At 60.7% G+C, this 15757-nt stretch carries 16 protein-coding genes; 6 read left to right on the top strand and 10 right to left on the bottom strand.

Going from position 1 to position 15757, the window contains the following annotated elements; all coding sequences use genetic code 11:
• Window positions 1-2: 2 nt before the first annotated feature.
• From N554_RS0130795 to N554_RS0130780, 4 genes are all read right to left on the bottom strand, one after another.
• Complete coding sequence (locus N554_RS0130795) at window positions 3-818, bottom strand: putative hydro-lyase (RefSeq protein ID WP_029586949.1); 816 nt, start codon at window positions 816-818, stop codon at window positions 3-5.
• Window positions 819-977: 159 nt separating this feature from the next.
• Window positions 978-1793: an ABC transporter permease gene (locus N554_RS0130790; RefSeq protein WP_029586948.1), complete on the bottom strand. Its 816-nt coding sequence runs from the start codon at window positions 1791-1793 to the stop codon at window positions 978-980.
• Window positions 1794-1804: 11 nt separating this feature from the next.
• Complete coding sequence (locus N554_RS0130785; protein WP_081851512.1) at window positions 1805-2611, bottom strand: ABC transporter ATP-binding protein; 807 nt, start codon at window positions 2609-2611, stop codon at window positions 1805-1807.
• Between the two features lie 182 nt (window positions 2612-2793).
• Window positions 2794-3996, bottom strand: coding sequence for an ABC transporter substrate-binding protein (locus N554_RS0130780; protein ID WP_245283765.1), 1203 nt, complete (start codon window positions 3994-3996; stop codon window positions 2794-2796).
• 282 nt (window positions 3997-4278) lie between these two features.
• Between N554_RS0130780 and N554_RS0130775 the strand changes: the two genes are divergently transcribed.
• Window positions 4279-4956 (top strand): GntR family transcriptional regulator, encoded by a 678-nt coding sequence (locus tag N554_RS0130775; protein WP_029586945.1) that lies wholly within the window; start codon window positions 4279-4281, stop codon window positions 4954-4956.
• A 16-nt stretch (window positions 4957-4972) separates the two neighbouring features.
• Here N554_RS0130775 and N554_RS43270 read toward each other — a convergent pair whose 3' ends face one another.
• From N554_RS43270 to N554_RS0130745, 6 genes are all read right to left on the bottom strand, one after another.
• Window positions 4973-5260 carry a carbohydrate kinase family protein gene (locus N554_RS43270; RefSeq protein WP_051677808.1) on the bottom strand — a complete coding sequence of 96 codons (288 nt, stop codon included), beginning with the start codon at window positions 5258-5260 and terminating at the stop codon, window positions 4973-4975.
• Between the two features lie 165 nt (window positions 5261-5425).
• Window positions 5426-6130: an ABC transporter ATP-binding protein gene (locus N554_RS0130765; protein WP_029586943.1), complete on the bottom strand. Its 705-nt coding sequence runs from the start codon at window positions 6128-6130 to the stop codon at window positions 5426-5428.
• Complete coding sequence (locus N554_RS0130760) at window positions 6123-6905, bottom strand: ABC transporter ATP-binding protein (RefSeq protein WP_029586942.1); 783 nt, start codon at window positions 6903-6905, stop codon at window positions 6123-6125. The genes N554_RS0130765 and N554_RS0130760 overlap by 8 nt, the downstream gene beginning before the upstream one ends.
• Window positions 6902-7849, bottom strand: coding sequence for a branched-chain amino acid ABC transporter permease (locus N554_RS0130755; protein ID WP_029586941.1), 948 nt, complete (start codon window positions 7847-7849; stop codon window positions 6902-6904). The genes N554_RS0130760 and N554_RS0130755 overlap by 4 nt, the downstream gene beginning before the upstream one ends.
• Window positions 7849-8721, bottom strand: coding sequence for a branched-chain amino acid ABC transporter permease (locus tag N554_RS0130750; protein WP_029586940.1), 873 nt, complete (start codon window positions 8719-8721; stop codon window positions 7849-7851). Before N554_RS0130750 ends, N554_RS0130755 begins: the two co-directional genes overlap by 1 nt.
• 311 nt (window positions 8722-9032) lie before the next feature.
• A complete protein-coding gene (locus N554_RS0130745) occupies window positions 9033-10175 on the bottom strand; it encodes an ABC transporter substrate-binding protein (RefSeq protein WP_371259544.1) in 1143 nt (380 codons plus the stop codon).
• A gap of 227 nt (window positions 10176-10402) precedes the next feature.
• Between N554_RS0130745 and paaG the strand changes: the two genes are divergently transcribed.
• Genes paaG through paaZ form a run of 5 tightly spaced genes read left to right on the top strand, consistent with a single transcriptional unit; the run spans window position 10403 to window position 15747 of the window.
• On the top strand, window positions 10403-11188 hold the full coding sequence (gene paaG / locus N554_RS0130740; RefSeq protein ID WP_371259543.1) for a 2-(1,2-epoxy-1,2-dihydrophenyl)acetyl-CoA isomerase PaaG: 786 nt from the start codon (window positions 10403-10405) through the stop codon (window positions 11186-11188).
• Window positions 11188-11658, top strand: coding sequence for a hydroxyphenylacetyl-CoA thioesterase PaaI (gene paaI, locus N554_RS0130735; protein ID WP_029586937.1), 471 nt, complete (start codon window positions 11188-11190; stop codon window positions 11656-11658). The genes paaG and paaI overlap by 1 nt, the downstream gene beginning before the upstream one ends.
• 22 nt (window positions 11659-11680) lie before the next feature.
• Window positions 11681-13018 carry a phenylacetate--CoA ligase PaaK gene (paaK, locus tag N554_RS0130730; RefSeq protein WP_029586936.1) on the top strand — a complete coding sequence of 446 codons (1338 nt, stop codon included), beginning with the start codon at window positions 11681-11683 and terminating at the stop codon, window positions 13016-13018.
• A gap of 15 nt (window positions 13019-13033) precedes the next feature.
• Window positions 13034-13672 carry a TetR/AcrR family transcriptional regulator gene (locus N554_RS0130725; protein WP_029586935.1) on the top strand — a complete coding sequence of 213 codons (639 nt, stop codon included), beginning with the start codon at window positions 13034-13036 and terminating at the stop codon, window positions 13670-13672.
• Window positions 13673-13719: 47 nt separating this feature from the next.
• Complete coding sequence (gene paaZ / locus N554_RS0130720; protein WP_029586934.1) at window positions 13720-15747, top strand: phenylacetic acid degradation bifunctional protein PaaZ; 2028 nt, start codon at window positions 13720-13722, stop codon at window positions 15745-15747.
• Window positions 15748-15757 lie beyond the last annotated feature (10 nt).

The following is a 15757-nucleotide window of genomic DNA, read 5'->3' as shown; positions in this document are numbered from 1 at the left end:
AATCACAGCACGGCAAGACTTGCGTTACGCAAATCGGTCACCAGCATCGAGGACGGCGCATGGGTAATGCATAGCGACGGCTTCGCACTCATCACCGCAAACTGCGGCGTCAATCCACACGCCCAAAACAGCGGGATTTCGCCGTCGGCAACCGTGCCGTCACCGACGTTCTGATATCGATTGTTGAGGTCGACGCCGATCGTTCCCGGATTGCCGATGTGAACAGGCGCTCCATGAACGTTGGGAAAACGGGACGTGATCTGGATCGCGCGAATGGCATCGGAGGGACGGAAGGATCGCATCGTGACCACTAGCGGTGCTGCAAACGCCCCCGCAGGTTCGGTGGGCAGATTCGAGACATAGACGCCGGCGACATTGTTGTTGGACAGAAAGCGAAGAGGAATTCCGGCCTCCTGAAGAGCCTCCTCGAATGAAAACGAACAGCCCAGAGCGAACGTTACGAGATCATCCTGCCAATACGCGGAGATATCGGTGACCTCCTCGACAAACTTCCCATCCCTGAAAATATGGTAGCGCGGAATGTCGGTCCGGATATCGAGATCGTCAGCAAGCGACGGTAAGCGCGGACTGCCGACATCTGAACGGCTAAGCAATGGACACGGCTTGGGGTTGCGTTGGCAGAACAGCAGAAAATCTTCCGCCCAGGCCTTGGGAAGAATGCAGATGTTCGCTTGCACATGGCCCGGCGCCAACCCGGCCGTGTAACCCGTGTAGCCCATGCTGCGAGCGGCTCGTCGCACGTCGCGGGGATTTTTTCGATCCCATGAGGTTTCCCCCACCTGAGTGTGCTGCTTCATTTGGCTTCTCCTTTACGACGGTCGAATGGCGTGAGTATTGAGGGCAGGAGATGCTGCCAAGTTCCTTCCGGCAGACAAACGGTCACCGCCAACCACCTCCTCCTTCGGAGGAGCGCACGTTCGTGCTTCAGCGGGATGGCGAAATCATCGCCTGTCCTGTCATTCGCCAACGGCCCAGGGAACGGCGAGCTTTTCGATGAACTCCATCGCGTAGTACAGCACGATGCTCATGATCGTCAGGACAACCAGAGCGGCAAACGCCACTGGCGTGCGCGCCTGCGAAGATGATGCGAGAATGAGATACCCCAATCCTGATTCCGCTCCGACAAATTCACCTATCACAGCGCCGATTACAGCGAATGTGATTGCGATCTTCAGACCAACAAAGATATGAGGCATCGCCGTCGGGAAGCGGATCTTGACAAACGTCTGCAGTTGATTGGCCGACAATGAGCGGATCAGATCCATCACCGCCGGTTGCACGGATGACAAGCCGGTCGCTGTGGCGACAACGATCGGAAAGAAACAGACCAGAAAGACGACCAATATCTTCGGCAAGACGCCGAAGCCGATCCAGAGGGCGAGCAAAGGAGCAATCGCGACTTTTGGAACGGACTGCAATCCAAGAAGAAGCGGATAGATGCATTTACGGAGGAACGGCGAATAGACGACCAGAACTGCGAGCGGAATCGCCAGCGCGATCGCGAGCGCAAATCCGGCAAGCGTTTCCCAGAGCGTAACCAGCGTATGGCGCCACAATTCGCCATGCCATTCGATAAAGGCTTTCGCGATCTCGGACGGTGCCGGCAAAAGCCAGGTCGGAATAGCCAAGTAAATGGCGCAACCCTCCCAAATCAGGAGGAGCACGGCAAATGTCAGCAGGGGCGCGATACTGTCCTTTATCGACCAGCGACCCTCAGGGATCACTTCGTCTTCGATATCGGTGTCGATTTGCGAGATCGTCTGTTCAGTCATGGTCCACTCCCTCAGCTGTGACCGATGACCGCACGGACGCGATCCGAATACGATTTGAACTCCGGCAGAAACTCCATATCGAGCGCACGGGGGCGCGGCAGATCGACCGAAATGATTTCCGAAATCCGCCCGGGGCGCGGCGACATGGCAACAACCCTGTCGGCGAGCAAAATCGCCTCGGAGATATTGTGTGTCACAAAAACAATCGTTTTCTTTTCCGCAGCCCAAATCCGCAGAAGCTCCAGCCCGAGCTCTTCACGCGTAAGCGCGTCCAGCGCCGCGAACGGTTCATCCATCAAAAGCATGGACGGGTTGTGAATCAGAGCGCGACAGATCGCGGCTCTCTGCTGCATCCCGCCCGACAACTCGCCGGGATATCGCGCCTCGAATCCCGACAAGCCTACCATATTCAGAAGATCGCGGGCTCGCGCCCGGGCTTTGACGAGATTGAGGCGAAGGATTTCGGCCGGCAGAAGCACGTTGTCCAAAACCGTCCGCCAGGGAAGCAACACGGCCTGCTGAAATACAATCCCTACCTGATTGCTCGGACTGGACACGGGAGTGCCGTCGATAAGGATCTTCCCCTTCGAAGGCTTGATCAGGGCGCTGATGGCGCGGAGCAGGGTAGATTTTCCGCATCCTGATGGGCCGACGAGAGCGACAAACTCGTCCTTTCCGATCGTCAGGTTGACGTCCTGAAGCGCGACCGTCCTGCCGCTTGAAGTCAAATATGTCTTGTGGAGCTTTTCGATAACGACCTTGTCCGTCGGCCGTTCCGGCCGTTTTCTCTCCTGAAGAAACTTGTTGGACTCTTCCATCAGCGATTCTCGAGATGAGAAAGACACGGTTTGGCTTTTACCCATACGTCGGCGGCCTCTTGAATGCTCTCGTTGAAGTTCGATCCGGTCTCTGGCGCGCCAGAGTAACCCGACGACGCATCAGAGTTCTCAAAGATTGAGAAGAGTCGATAACCTGTTTCTGTTGGTTGTTTGCGATTAACTCACTTGGTCACGAAGCCGTCCGCGAACACGTCATCGGTCGTCACAGGCTTCTTCAGATCGAACGAACTCGCGACAAGGTCGATCGTCCGCTTCATCCGGGCTTTGTCCACGACACCCAACGGCTCTGGCGGCGCCTGCACCAGAGTTGAAATGACCTTCATTTCTGCAGTTCCGACATCGACATCAATCTGGCGCTGATACTTATTCAGAATCTTTGCTGCTGCCTCGGGATCGTTGATCGCATCCTTCAAACCATGCAACGTGGCTTGGACGAAGCGCCGAACCATGTCCGGCTTGGACTTGATGACCTCGTCATTCGCGATGATCCCGTTGCTGTAGAAGTCCATGCCCACATCCGAAAACTTCATAATGGCGAGTTTCTTCGGAGCGACGGCCTTCTGCATCAAGGCTTCGCTGATGGTGTAGTACGTCACTGCATCCGCGCGCCCCAGGGCAAGAGTAGCTGCGATCGCATCGCTGGTGACGAAAACCCACTTCACCTTGCTCGCATCAATGCCGGCGGCTTTCGCATAGGCGGGGAACATTTTGGGAAGCGAACTGGATGCGGAATCGGCAATGGTTCGGCCCTCCAGATCCTTGGGCTTTGTAATTGGCGAACCCTCGATGGTGAAAACGGCGTGAGGCGGTTTGGCGTAAACCTCCGCCACCAACTTCACGGGAACGCCGTCATTGGCGCGGCCAAGAATAACCGAGGCGGCGTCGGCAAAGCCAATTTGCGCGGTACCCGCGGCAACCTGCTTGACCGCGTCTGCCGAGCCTTGTCCGCGGACAATATCGACATCCAGACCGGCGTCTTTGTAGTACCCCTTGTCCAAGGCAACGAAATAATATGCGTGGCGCCCCAGATATCCGAAGTCGGTCACGAACGTCAGTTTATCGGCCGCTTGCGCGCCTTGTGTCGATAGCGACGCGGACAGCAAGAAAGCCGACAAGAATCCCAAAACTGCACGATGGCAAATCATTAGTTTCCTCCATTCGCGGCGAGATCCGGTTCTGATGTGCCGACTTGAATGACGGACGACTGCCGAACACTCTCGCCTTCTCGTCGGCCCTGTTATGGCTTCGACTAGCGGGAACTCACCTTTAACTGATGGGATACTGGATCCAATATTTCGGACTGGCAAGATCTTTTTTCGCTCTCTGGACAGGCAAACCAAGAATCTCCATAAAATCGTCGCCATATGTTATTTTCCTTAGCTGGAAGCACGCTTGCCGCGCCGGATCTTTGGATCCAAACTTAAGCAAGCAATTGTCATGCCATTGGCGCCGCGTGGCTGCAGGTCAAGAGATCGCTATTTCCGCTTTAATTCGTCGGGCAGACAGCTCGACTTTCAGTAATTTGTGGTAGCATAGAGAGGCCGATGCCGGATTCGGAAGTTTTCCTGGATCCAATTGACCCTCCTGCCACCAAATGGAGCGCCTTTTGCTCATAGGTTTATCAACTACGGATCCAATATCCACCTATGACTGATACCGCTCATGCGCCGCGACCGGTATCCACAGCCACTTGGCTTCTGGAAAACCTCCGCACGTCAATCCTGGATGGCACTCGGCCCGCTCACAGTCTTATTCGACAGGAAGAACTCGCAGCGACTTACGGCGTCAGCAGAATGCCGGTGCGTGAAGCGCTGCGCACGCTTGAAGCGGAAGGCCTGGTCGTCAATCGGCCCAATAGAGGCGTGGTGGTCGCCCCTTTGGACCCGGACGATGCGCTCGAGATTTTCGACATTCGCGCCGCGCTGGAATCGTTGGCATTGCGACGCTCCATCCCGCGTCTGGATGAACGTCAAAAGGTCGCCGCTGCCGCCGCTCTACAGACTCTGGAGCAGGCGGCATCCGAACACGCCTCAAATGCGCACCGAGCATTTCATCTTTCGCTGTCGGCCGCGGCAGGCGACCGCCTGCACAAACTGATCGGTCAGTACATCGATGCGGCTGCGAGGTATCTTCGGGTGGAGGCCACGCTGGTCGGAACGATTGATGAGGACCGCTATGAGCACCGCGCCCTGCTCGAAGCCACTCTTGCAGGCGATGTCAGGGGTGCAACGCGATTGATCGAACGGCATGTCGCAGGAACCGGGTCTGAAATTGCCGAAGTCTTGCGCGATCGAGACCGGGTCAGGCGTGCTACTCAGAAATAAGCAAGCTTGGTGTCCGTTATTCTGACTGACTACCCTGGGAGAAGTTGCTGCAACGTTCAACTCTGCCAACGCTCCGAATGAGCGCGCCCGCATAATCGCTACCGCCATACAGAAATTCAAAGTCGGCACCCGACATTCGCACGATGTCTGCGGTGGCGGCGAACGCATCCATGAGATCGCCGTAGTGGGCCTTGTGTTTGACGAGATTGGGCCCGCAATTCGGATCGAACGAGATGGTGATTGATCCGCGCGCATCCTCGACCAGAGCAAGCGCTTGGGCCGCCCCCTTGTCGTCGGCGAGCATCGTCGACCCGACATGGATTGCTTCGATTTCGTCGAAGGGGATGGAGCCGCGGCGATAGATCCAGTTTCGGGACGCAGTTTGCTCGTCATAGAAGGCATACAGCAGCTCGCCAACCGAGCCGTCGGTGAGCCGATCACCTCAACAGGTTCGACTTACGCGGCCCGCCTAATCCGCGCCGAGATAAGCGGCCTTGACCTTGGGATCGGACAACAGCACCGAGGCCGCGCCGGTCGAGGCGATGCGGCCGGTCTCGAGCACGTAGCCGCGGTCGGCGATTTCGAGCGCGGCTGTGGCGTTCTGTTCGACCAAGAGCACGGTGATGCCGCTCGCCTTCAGCGCCACGATGACGGCGAGGATCTGGTCGACGAGAATGGGCGACAGCCCCAGCGACGGCTCGTCGAGCAACAGCAGTTTGGGTTTTCCCATCAGCGCGCGGCCGATCGCCAGCATCTGCTGCTGACCGCCGGACAGCCCGCCGGCGGCGAGGTGGCGCTTCTCGCGCAGCACTGGAAACATCGCAAACACCCGCTCGCGGTCGCTCTCGATCTCGCCGTCGCGCCGCATGTAGGCACCGAGCCGCAGATTGTCCTCGACGCTCAGGGGGCCGAACACCTGCCGCCCCTCCGGCGACTGCGTCATGCCGCGCTCCACCCGCCGGTGCGGCGACAGCTTGTCGATGCGCGTGCCGAAAAAGCGGATTTCGCCGCCGGTAATCGGTTGCACGCCCGACAGCGCGCGCAACAGCGTGGTCTTGCCGGCGCCGTTGGAGCCGATCAGCGCCACCACTTCGCCCGTGCGCACCTCGAGGCTGACGCCCTTCAGCACCTCGATGCGACCGTAGGCGCTGTGTAGGTTCGAAACCTCAAGCACGTGCCGCTTCCCCCGCCCCGTGTTTGCCGAGATAGGCCTCCAGCACCGCCGGGTTGTCGCGCACTTCGCGCGGCGTGCCTTCCGTCAGCGGCCGACCGCGCTCCAGCACCAGGATCCGGTCAGAAATCTTCATCACCAGCTTCATGTCGTGCTCGACCAGCACCACCGCGATGCCTTTTGCAGCAACCCGGCGCACCAGCTCATCGATCTCTTCAGTTTCCACCGCGTTGCAGCCGGCCGCCGGCTCGTCGAGCAGCAGCACGCGCGGCTCGGCGGCGAGCGCGCGGGCGATTTCGAGCCGCTTGCAGGCGCCGTACGGCAGCGATCCGGCCAATTGATCGGCGCTGCCACGCAGGCCCACACCGTCGAGCAGCGCCAGCGCCGCCTCGCGTGTTGCGCGGTTCTGCCGCGTCACCGACGGCAGCCGGAACAGGTCGGCGAACAGGTTGCAGGTTTCGCGCAAATGCCGCCCGACCATCACGTTCTCGGCGGCGGTCATGCGTTGGAAAATCTGCAGGTTCTGGAAGGTGCGCGACAGACCGCGGGCGGCGAGCATGTCGGGCGCAAGGCTCGTCACATCCTCGCCCACCAGCTCGACGCGCCCCTGATCCGCCTCGTAGAGACCCGACACGACATTGAACAGCGTGGTCTTGCCTGCGCCGTTCGGCCCGATGATGGAGAGAATCTGGCCCGCATCGACAGCGAAGCTGACGCCGTCGATGGCTTTGATGCCGCCGAACGAAATTCCGATGTTGCTGGCAGCCAGGATCGTCATACCCGCACCCGCCTTGCCAGCCATCTCGACGCGGTGGGCACGATGCCGTCGCGCATGAAGATCATCGACACGATGATGATCAGGCCGAGCAGCACATGCTCATACTCCTGGAACACCGTCAGCACCTGCGGCAGCGTGATCAGGACAGCGGCGCCGACAATGCTGCCGACCACCGAGCCGAGCCCGCCCAGCACCACCATCGTGACGAGCTCGACCGAGTGCAGGAAGCCGGCCTGATCCGGATTGATGAAGCCGTTCATCATGGCGAGCATGGAACCCGCCAGCGACGCATAGACCGCCGCAATGACGAAGGCCTGCAGCTTGAAGCGGGCGACGTCGATGCCGGCGACGCGCGCGGCGACTTCGCTATCGTGCAAAGCGCGAAGGGCGCGGCCGGTCGGCGTCTCGCCGAGATTAAGTGCGATCCAGGTGCCGACGACCAGCACGCCGCCGGAGATCCAGTACCAGGTGCTCGATCCGCTGGCGCGCCATCCGAACAGCGACAATTTTGCCACCGACATTCCGTCCGGCCCGCCGGTCCAGCGGCTTTCGGTGGTGATCACCAGCGCCACCAGCACGCCGAGGCCGAGCGTCGCGATCGCGAGGTAATGCCCTTTGAGGCGCAGGATCGGACGGCCGACGAGCCAGGCCGACGCTGCCGAGATCACCGCGCCGATGAGCAGCGCACCCCACGACGGCAGGCCGAGATGCGCCGGCCCGATCGCGACCGCATAGGCACCGATGCCGAAGAACCCGGCATGGCCGAGGCTGACCTGGCCCGCCTGCCCCATCAGGATGTTGAGGCCGATCGCCGCGAACGCCGACACCCACACCAGCGATGCGACGCGAAAGTAATAGCTGGACGGAAACAGCAGCGGCAGTACGACCACGATCGCGGCCAGCACGATCAGCGTCACACTGCGATGGCCGAACCATGCCGGCATCAGACCCTCTCCACCACGCGCCGCCCGAACAGGCCTTGCGGCATAGCGAACAGCACGACGAGAATGACGATGAAGGCGAACGCATCCTTGTAGGTCGAGCTGATGTAGCCTGCCCCGAACGCCTCGAGCAGGCCGAGCAGGAGCCCGCCCGCCATCGCGCCGAGCGGATTGCCCATGCCGCCGAGCATCGCCGCAGCAAAACCTTTCAGCGCGAGCAGTGTACCGACGTCATAGCTCGTCAGGGTGATCGGCGTGATCAGGATGCCGGCGATGGCACCGATGGCCGCCGATCCGCCGAACGCCAAGGCCATCACCGTTGCGGTGTTGATCCCGACGAGGCGCGCCGCCAGCCGATTCGCCGCGGTGGCGAGCACCGCCTTGCCGAGCACAGTGCGTTCAAGAAACGCGTACAGCAACAGGACGATCACCGCGGTGCCGCCGAGCACCCAGAAACTCTGCGGCTGCACCGCGGCGCCGAACAGATTGACCGGCGTATCGCCGGAGAATGACGGCAGCTTGTGGAATTGCTTGTCGAAAAGGATCTGCGCCGCGCCGCGCAGCAGGATCGAAGCGCCTATGGTGATGATGATCAAAGTGACGGCGGAGGCGCCGCGCGCCGGCTCGATCGCAAGCCAATACAGCAGAAGTCCGACGGCAACGGCCGCGACAACTGCAATGAGCGCCGCGAGCGGCAGCGGAACGCCGGCGGCGGCAACAAACACCGTCACCATGCCGCCCAGCATGACGAACTCACCCTGCGCGAAATTCACCACGTCGGAGGCGTTGTAGACCAGCGTGAAGCCGAGCGCGACCAGCGCATAAACCGCGCCCACGGTCAGCCCTGACATCAGGAATTGGAAAAATTCGGCCATGACCCTCAGCGGCTCGCGTTGCCGCGCGTTCAAGCATTGCGGTGGCCTCATCCTTCGAGACGGCGCTTCGCGCCTCCTCAGGATGAGGGTCTGGTGTCATACTTTCTGCGTCATACGCGGGCTTGACCCGCGTATCCATTTCTTGCAGCGCGTATCTATCTTCTTGAATAAAGGTGGATTGCCGGATCAAGTCCGGAAATGACGCATCAATTGCAGCACGCTCCCTCTTCCCTCTTGGTGAGGCGCGCGGCGCAGCCGCGCGTCTCGAACCATGAGGCCGTTAGCCCTGGAGTCTCGAACGCGATCATGCTTCAGGTCCCCGGTGCCAGCAGGCTCCAGTCGCCACCCTTGATTTCGAGCATGCGGAACGCCGAGAGGTCGAGCCCGAGGTGGTCGGTAGGCGACATATTCACGACGCCGCCGGTGCCGACAAACCCCTTGGTCTTCTCGATTTCGTCGCGCAGCTTTTTCGGGTCGGTCGAATTCGCCCGCTTCATGGCCTCGACCAGGATGAAGAGGCCGTCATAGGCATGGCCGCCGAAGGTGGAGACCGGCTGCTTCGTGGTGTCTTCATAGGTCTTCTTATAGTCGACCACGACCTTCTTCTGCGGATCGGTGTCCTGCAGCTTGTCACCGACAAGCAGCGCCGCTGCCGGCAGGCGCACGCCTTCCGCCGCCGGGCCTGCGAGCTCGATGAAGCTCTTCGAGGCCACGCCATGGCTTTGATAGAGCGGCGTCGCGGTCATGCCGAGCTGGGCGTAGTTGCGGGTCACGATCGCCGGGCCCTGGCCGAAGCCGGGATTGACCACCGCCTGGATCCCGGCGGTGTTCTTGATCTTGGTCAGCTGCGCGGTCATGTCGCTGTCGCGCGGACCGTAGGTCTCTTCGGTGATGATCTGGATGCCGTAGTTCGGCGCCACCTTGGTGCACTGCGCCCGCATCGATGTGCTAAAGCCTTCAGTGCCGGAGATCATGGCGATCTTCGTCAGGTTGCGCTGCTTCAGGTTCTCGAAGATTTTTTCGCAGGCCATCCTGTCGGTGTGCGGCGTCTTGAAAACATACTTGCGGACCGGCTCGATGATTTCGATCGCGCCGCCGAGCGAAATGAACGGCACCTGCGCTTCCTCGAACACCGGAATCATCGCCATGGTGGTGCCGGTGGTCGATCCGCCCACCATCGCCACGACCTTGTCGTCCTCGATCAGCCGGGTGGCGAATGTGCGCGCCTTGTTGGCATCGCCGCCGTCGTCATAGATCACAAGTTCGATTTTCTTGCCGGCCACGCCGCCGGCGGCGTTGATCTTGTCGACATACATGCGCAGCGTCTTATCCTCGGGCTCACCGAGAAACGACGCGGGCCCGGTGACGGACAGCACAGACCCGATCTTGACCGTCTGCTGCGCGAACGCAGGACTGTGGATAGATAGACCCCACAGCGCGACGGCTGCGGCCATAGCAAGGCTCTTGATATGCGATTGGCACGTCATCTCGTTTCCTCCCTGTGATGGCCGCTCATTTTTGAGCTCGCCTGGCGCTTAGTGTGCATCCTAGCGGCCAAGCCGCGCCCGAGGCACCAAATCCCGCATCGACTTTTATAATTGACCGGACGGTTGGTCAATAGTATTATCTGCTTCACAACGGCGCACAGCCGAAAAATAATAATTGGGAGGAAGCGGTGGATATGAATCTCGTCACGACCAATATCCGCGATGGCTATCGCGTTCTCACACTCAACAGGCCCGACCGGTTGAACTCGTTCAGCGCCGCTATGCACGTTGACTTGTTGGCAGCGCTGATCGCCGCGGAAGCCGACACCTCCTGCCGGGCGCTGGTTCTTACCGGCGCCGGCCGCGGGTTCTGCGCCGGCCAAGATCTATCCGATGGCGTTTTTACGCCAGGCGAAACGCCGGATCTCTCGGTCACCATCGCGACCTACTATAATCCCTTGATCCGCAAACTGCGCAGCCTGCCGATGCCGGTGATCTGCGCGGTGAACGGCGTTGCCGCCGGCGCTGGCGCCAATGTGGCATTCGCTTGCGACATCGTGATTGCCGCGCGCTCCGCAAAATTCATTCAGGCCTTTGCCAAGCTCGGCCTCGTTCCGGATGCCGGCGGCACTTGGATTTTGCCGAGGCTCGTGGGCACCGCGCGAGCCAGAGCGCTCGCATTGCTCGCCGAACCCGTGCCGGCAGACCAGGCGGAAGCCTGGGGCATGATCTGGAAAGCAGTCGATGACGCCGGCCTGATGGCCGAAGCCCATCGCCTCGCCACACATTTTGCGACGCAGCCGACTGCTGGCCTCGCTCTGATGAAAAAGGCGTTAGACGCGTCCGAAACAAACAGCCTCGACCGGCAACTCGACCTTGAATGCGATCTTCAGGGACAAGCCGGTCGCACGTCTGACTATCTGGAAGGAGTGACCGCGTTCATGGAAAAACGCGCGCCGCGCTTCGTCGGGAGGCAGTGATGGAATCGCGCGAGGCGCTGTCCGGCACTGCGGCGCAGACCATGGCTCATTCCTGCGCAGATGCGATGTGGCACGACGACCGCGCCAGCGAGGCGCTGGGAATGTCGATCCGGCGCATTGCGCCAGGCGAAGCCGTGCTGGCCATGACCGTGCGGTCGGACATGACCAATGGCCACGATATCTGCCACGGCGGGTTCATCTTCACGCTCGCCGACTCGGCGTTCGCATTCGCCTGCAACACCTACAATCAGCGCACCGTGGCACAGCAGTGTGCCGTGACGTTCATCCGGCCCGTTCATGCTGGCGAGACCCTCACCGCCCATGCCGTCGAGCGCTCGAAGGCCGGGCGTGGCGGTATCTATGACGTCACCGTACGGGACAGCAAGAACATCGTCGTTGCCGAATTCCGCGGGCACTCGCGCACCATTTCGGGCGAATTGCTCCCATCGAATTCCACCAAAGCTCAGTAAAAAGCCGATTTGGGGGACCTCCATGTTGCAGATGCCGTTGCGTAAACTGGACCAGCTTAAGCCCAAGCCCACCGAACTCGACCGCTATGAAGTCGCCGCCGCGGCGGATCTTCGTGCATGGCAACTCAAGCAGCTGGCGTGGTCGCTGCGCCACGCCTATGACAACGTCCCGCATTACCGCGCCAAGTTTGACGCAGCGGGCACTCATCCCGACCATCTCAAGAGCCTCGACGATCTCGCAAAGTTTCCATTCATAGCCAAAGCCGATCTACGCGACAACTATCCGTTTGGAATGTTCGCAGTTCCCGAGCAACAGGTCGCGCGCATCCACGCCTCATCGGGAACCACCGGCAAACCGACGGTCGTTGGATATACCAAGCGCGATCTTGAGACCTGGAGCGTTGTCGTCGCCCGTTCGATCCGCGCGGCAGGCGGACGTGCCGGCATGAAACTGCACAATGCCTATGGTTACGGCCTCTTCACGGGTGGGCTCGGTGCGCATTATGGCGCGGAACGTCTGGGTTGCACGGTAATCCCGGTCTCGGGCGGCATGACCGAGCGTCAGGTGCAGCTCATTACCGATTTCAAGCCTGACATCATTATGGTCACTCCATCCTACATGTTGGCGATCCTCGATGAATTCAGAAAGCAGAGTCTCGATCCGCGCAAGTCGTCGTTGCGAATCGGCATTTTCGGCGCCGAGCCCTGGACCAATGCGATGCGCGAAGAGATTGAGGAAGCTTTCGATCTCCACGCCGTCGATATCTACGGCTTGTCGGAAGTTATGGGCCCCGGCGTGGCCAGCGAATGCGTGGAGACGAAAGACGGCCTGCATATCTGGGAAGATCATTTCTATCCGGAGATCATCGATCCCCACACCGGCAAGGTGCTGCCCGACGGCGAGGAGGGCGAGCTGGTATTCACATCGCTGACTAAGGAGGCGATGCCGATCATTCGCTATCGGACGCGCGACCTCACGCGCCTGCTGCCCGGCACGGCCCGCGCCATGCGGCGCATGGAGAAGGTCACCGGCCGGACCGACGACATGATCATCCTGCGCGGCGTCAATGTGTTTCCAACTCAGGTCGAGGAGAAGCTCCTGGCCATCCCGGAGCTGTCGATGCATTACCAGATTGTGTTGACGCGGAGCGGTCGCCTGGACGAGATGGAGATTCACGTCGAGGCACGCCCCGAATCCTCCGCTCCCGATATACGCCAGGCAGCCGCCAACCGGCTGGAGCAAGTGATCAAGGGCACCATCGGCATCACATCGCGCGTCATCATCCGCGACCCCGATAGCATCGAGCGATCGGCCGGCAAGGCCCGTCGCATAGTTGACCGCCGACCGCTAGACCTCTAGGGAACCCTCTTCAACATGGCCCGTCTCCGCGCCAACAACTACGACGATAAGCGTCGCGCGATCCTCGATCGCTCGGCGGAGCTATTCTCCGAGTATGGCTATGATCGTGCATCCATGAACAAGATTGCCGCCGCATGCGGGGTGTCGAAGGCAAATCTTTATCATTATTACAAGGACAAGGATGAGTTACTGTTCGACGTCATCCGCGTTCACCTCGAAGACCTGCTGCAGGTCGTAGAGACTGCAGACCAGCCCGATCTGGCACCGAACGCGCGGCTGCGTGAACTGGTAGCGGCGCTACTCGAAGCATATCGCGATGCCGATGCGCAGCACAGCGTCCAGATCAGCAGCATGAGATTCCTGTCGGACGAGCGGCAATCTGCGCTGAAGAACATGGAACGCGAACTCGTGCGCATCTTCTCGAGCGCAGTATCGGCGGTCGCTCCGGAGCTCAAGGACACGACGATGCTCAAGCCCGTGACCATGTCGTTGTTCGGGATGGTCAACTGGCATTACCTCTGGTTCAGGAGCCAGGGTCCTTTCACCCGCGCGGATTACGCCGACCTGGTGACACGACTGATCGTCTATGGAACGCGAGACCTGCAGGTGCAGAAGGCACGCGCGCCAAAACGCGCCGCCACGAGGCGGAAGTAGCGGTGCTTCAATCGCAACCCAGGCACCCCAAAGAAAAGAGCGATCTCATGAAACTCGAAAGCTTTGTGTACGGTCAATGGGCAGCCCCCGGGCTCGAGATGATCGAGATCGCCAGCGCGGTTTCCGGCGATGTCGTCGCACAGGCGGCGAGCGGCGGCCTCGATATGCGCAAGACGCTCGACTATGCCCGTAGTATCGGCGGTGCCAACCTGCGACGGCTGACCTTCCACCAGCGCGCAGATATTTTGAAGAAGCTCGGACAATATCTGACCGAGCGAAAAGAACAGCTTTACAAACTGTCGTTCCAGACCGGCGCGACTCGCACCGACAGCATGATCGATGTCGATGGCGGCATCGGGACTTTGCTCGTCTATGCCGGCAAGGGACGCCGCGAACTTCCAAATGCCAAATTTCTTCTCGATGGCGGCGTCGAATCGCTCTCGAAAAGCGGCGGCTTTGCCGGCCAGCATATCATGGCACCGATGCGCGGGGTGGCCGTGCATATCAATGCATTCAACTTCCCCTGCTGGGGCATGCTGGAGAAACTTGCTCCCGCCCTGCTCGCCGGCGTCCCGGTTGTCACCAAGCCTGCGGCCGTGACCTCCTATGTGGCGCATGCACTGGCGCGCATGATTGCGGCGTCCGGCCTTGTTCCCGAAGGCGCGTTTCAGTTCATCGTCGGCTCGACCGGCGACCTGTTCGATCACCTCACCTGCCAGGATGTGGTGTCCTTTACCGGCTCCGCAGAGACGTCGCAGAAGCTGCAGCGGCATCCGGTCATCGCGCGCGAGGCCGTGCGCTTCGTGGCCGAACGGGATTCGCTCAACGCCGCTATCCTTGCGCCGGATGCCGCTCCCGGCACGCCGGAGTTCGACCTCTTCGTCAAGGAAGTGGCGAAGGAAATGACGGTGAAGGCAGGGCAGAAGTGCACCGCGATCCGCCGCGCCATCGCGCCGTCCGCTCATGTCGATGCGGTCATCTCGGCGCTGCGCGAGCGGCTGGCCAAGGTCACCATCGGCAATCCCGAACTGGAAAACGTGCGGATGGGATCGCTGGTTGGCCTCGACCAGCGGCGCGACGTTCTTGCAAATGTGGCGAAGCTGCGCGCCGAAGCCGAACTGGTCTTTGGCGATCCCGACAATTTCGCTGTCGAAGGCGCAGATGCCAAACGCGGCGCGTTCGTTCCACCGCTGCTGCTGCATTGCCCAGATCCCGCCCGTGCCGTCAGCGTTCACGAGATCGAAGCGTTCGGCCCGGTCTGCACCGTGATGGGCTACGATGCCTTGGACGGCGCGATCGCACTAGCCAATCGCGGCGGCGGCAGTCTCGTCGCATCCATCTATACGCACGACACCAGCACGGCAGCCGACCTCGTGTTTGGCGTCAGTTGCTTCCACGGACGCCTCGTCTTGATCGATCGCGATTGCGCCAAGGAACAGACCGGCCACGGTTCGCCGATGCCACAAATGGTCCATGGCGGCCCCGGCCGCGCCGGCGGTGGCGAGGAGCTCGGCGGCATTCGCAGCCTGCATCACTACATGCAACGCACCGCATTGCAGGGCTCACCGGCCATGCTGACCGGAATCACGGGAAGCTGGTCCAAGGGTACACCGATCGTCGAGAAGGAACGCCATCCGTTCCGCTATCACTTCGAAGACCTGGCTGTTGGACAGACCTTCATTTCCGGGGAGCGCACGATCACCCTGGATGACATCGAGCACTTTGCTCATTTTACTGGCGACACCTTCTACGCCCACATGGACGAGGAAGCGACCAAGGGACATCCGTTCTTTCCCGGTCGTGTCGCCCATGGCTATCTTCTGTTGTCTTTCGCCGCAGGACTGTTCGTGGATCCCGATCCAGGTCCGGTGCTTGCCAATTATGGCCTGGACTCGCTGCGCTTTGTGAAGCCGGTGCAGCCCGGCGAAGCCATCAAGGTGCGGTTGACCGCGAAGGAAAAGTCGCCGCGCAACAAGCAGTATGGCGAGGTGCGCTGGGACGTCGAGATCACGACAGCCACGGGAGACACCGCGGCAACCTATGAACTGCTTACCATGAACGCCGTGCGCCCCTGATCCTTCCATC

The sequence above is a fragment of the Bradyrhizobium sp. URHD0069 genome (assembly GCF_000701345.1).
GTDB lineage: Bacteria > Pseudomonadota > Alphaproteobacteria > Rhizobiales > Xanthobacteraceae > Bradyrhizobium.
This window is presented reverse-complemented; position numbering and strand designations above follow the sequence as displayed.

Coding starts and splice junctions, on each gene's coding strand:
- paaK (WP_029586936.1), top strand. CDS start 11,681: ATGTTGCAGATGCCGTTGCGTAAACTGGACCAGCTTAAGCCCAAGCCC.
- paaI (WP_029586937.1), top strand. CDS start 11,188: ATGGAATCGCGCGAGGCGCTGTCCGGCACTGCGGCGCAGACCATGGCT.
- N554_RS0130790 (WP_029586948.1), bottom strand. CDS start 1,793: ATGACTGAACAGACGATCTCGCAAATCGACACCGATATCGAAGACGAA.
- N554_RS0130785 (WP_081851512.1), bottom strand. CDS start 2,611: ATGGAAGAGTCCAACAAGTTTCTTCAGGAGAGAAAACGGCCGGAACGG.
- paaG (WP_371259543.1), top strand. CDS start 10,403: ATGAATCTCGTCACGACCAATATCCGCGATGGCTATCGCGTTCTCACA.
- N554_RS0130780 (WP_245283765.1), bottom strand. CDS start 3,996: ATGGCGACGATTTTATGGAGATTCTTGGTTTGCCTGTCCAGAGAGCGA.
- N554_RS0130795 (WP_029586949.1), bottom strand. CDS start 818: ATGAAGCAGCACACTCAGGTGGGGGAAACCTCATGGGATCGAAAAAAT.
- N554_RS43270 (WP_051677808.1), bottom strand. CDS start 5,260: ATGCTCGCCGACGACAAGGGGGCGGCCCAAGCGCTTGCTCTGGTCGAG.
- paaZ (WP_029586934.1), top strand. CDS start 13,720: ATGAAACTCGAAAGCTTTGTGTACGGTCAATGGGCAGCCCCCGGGCTC.
- N554_RS0130755 (WP_029586941.1), bottom strand. CDS start 7,849: ATGCCGGCATGGTTCGGCCATCGCAGTGTGACGCTGATCGTGCTGGCC.
- N554_RS0130750 (WP_029586940.1), bottom strand. CDS start 8,721: ATGGCCGAATTTTTCCAATTCCTGATGTCAGGGCTGACCGTGGGCGCG.
- N554_RS0130725 (WP_029586935.1), top strand. CDS start 13,034: ATGGCCCGTCTCCGCGCCAACAACTACGACGATAAGCGTCGCGCGATC.
- N554_RS0130745 (WP_371259544.1), bottom strand. CDS start 10,175: ATGGCCGCAGCCGTCGCGCTGTGGGGTCTATCTATCCACAGTCCTGCG.
- N554_RS0130775 (WP_029586945.1), top strand. CDS start 4,279: ATGACTGATACCGCTCATGCGCCGCGACCGGTATCCACAGCCACTTGG.
- N554_RS0130760 (WP_029586942.1), bottom strand. CDS start 6,905: ATGACGATCCTGGCTGCCAGCAACATCGGAATTTCGTTCGGCGGCATC.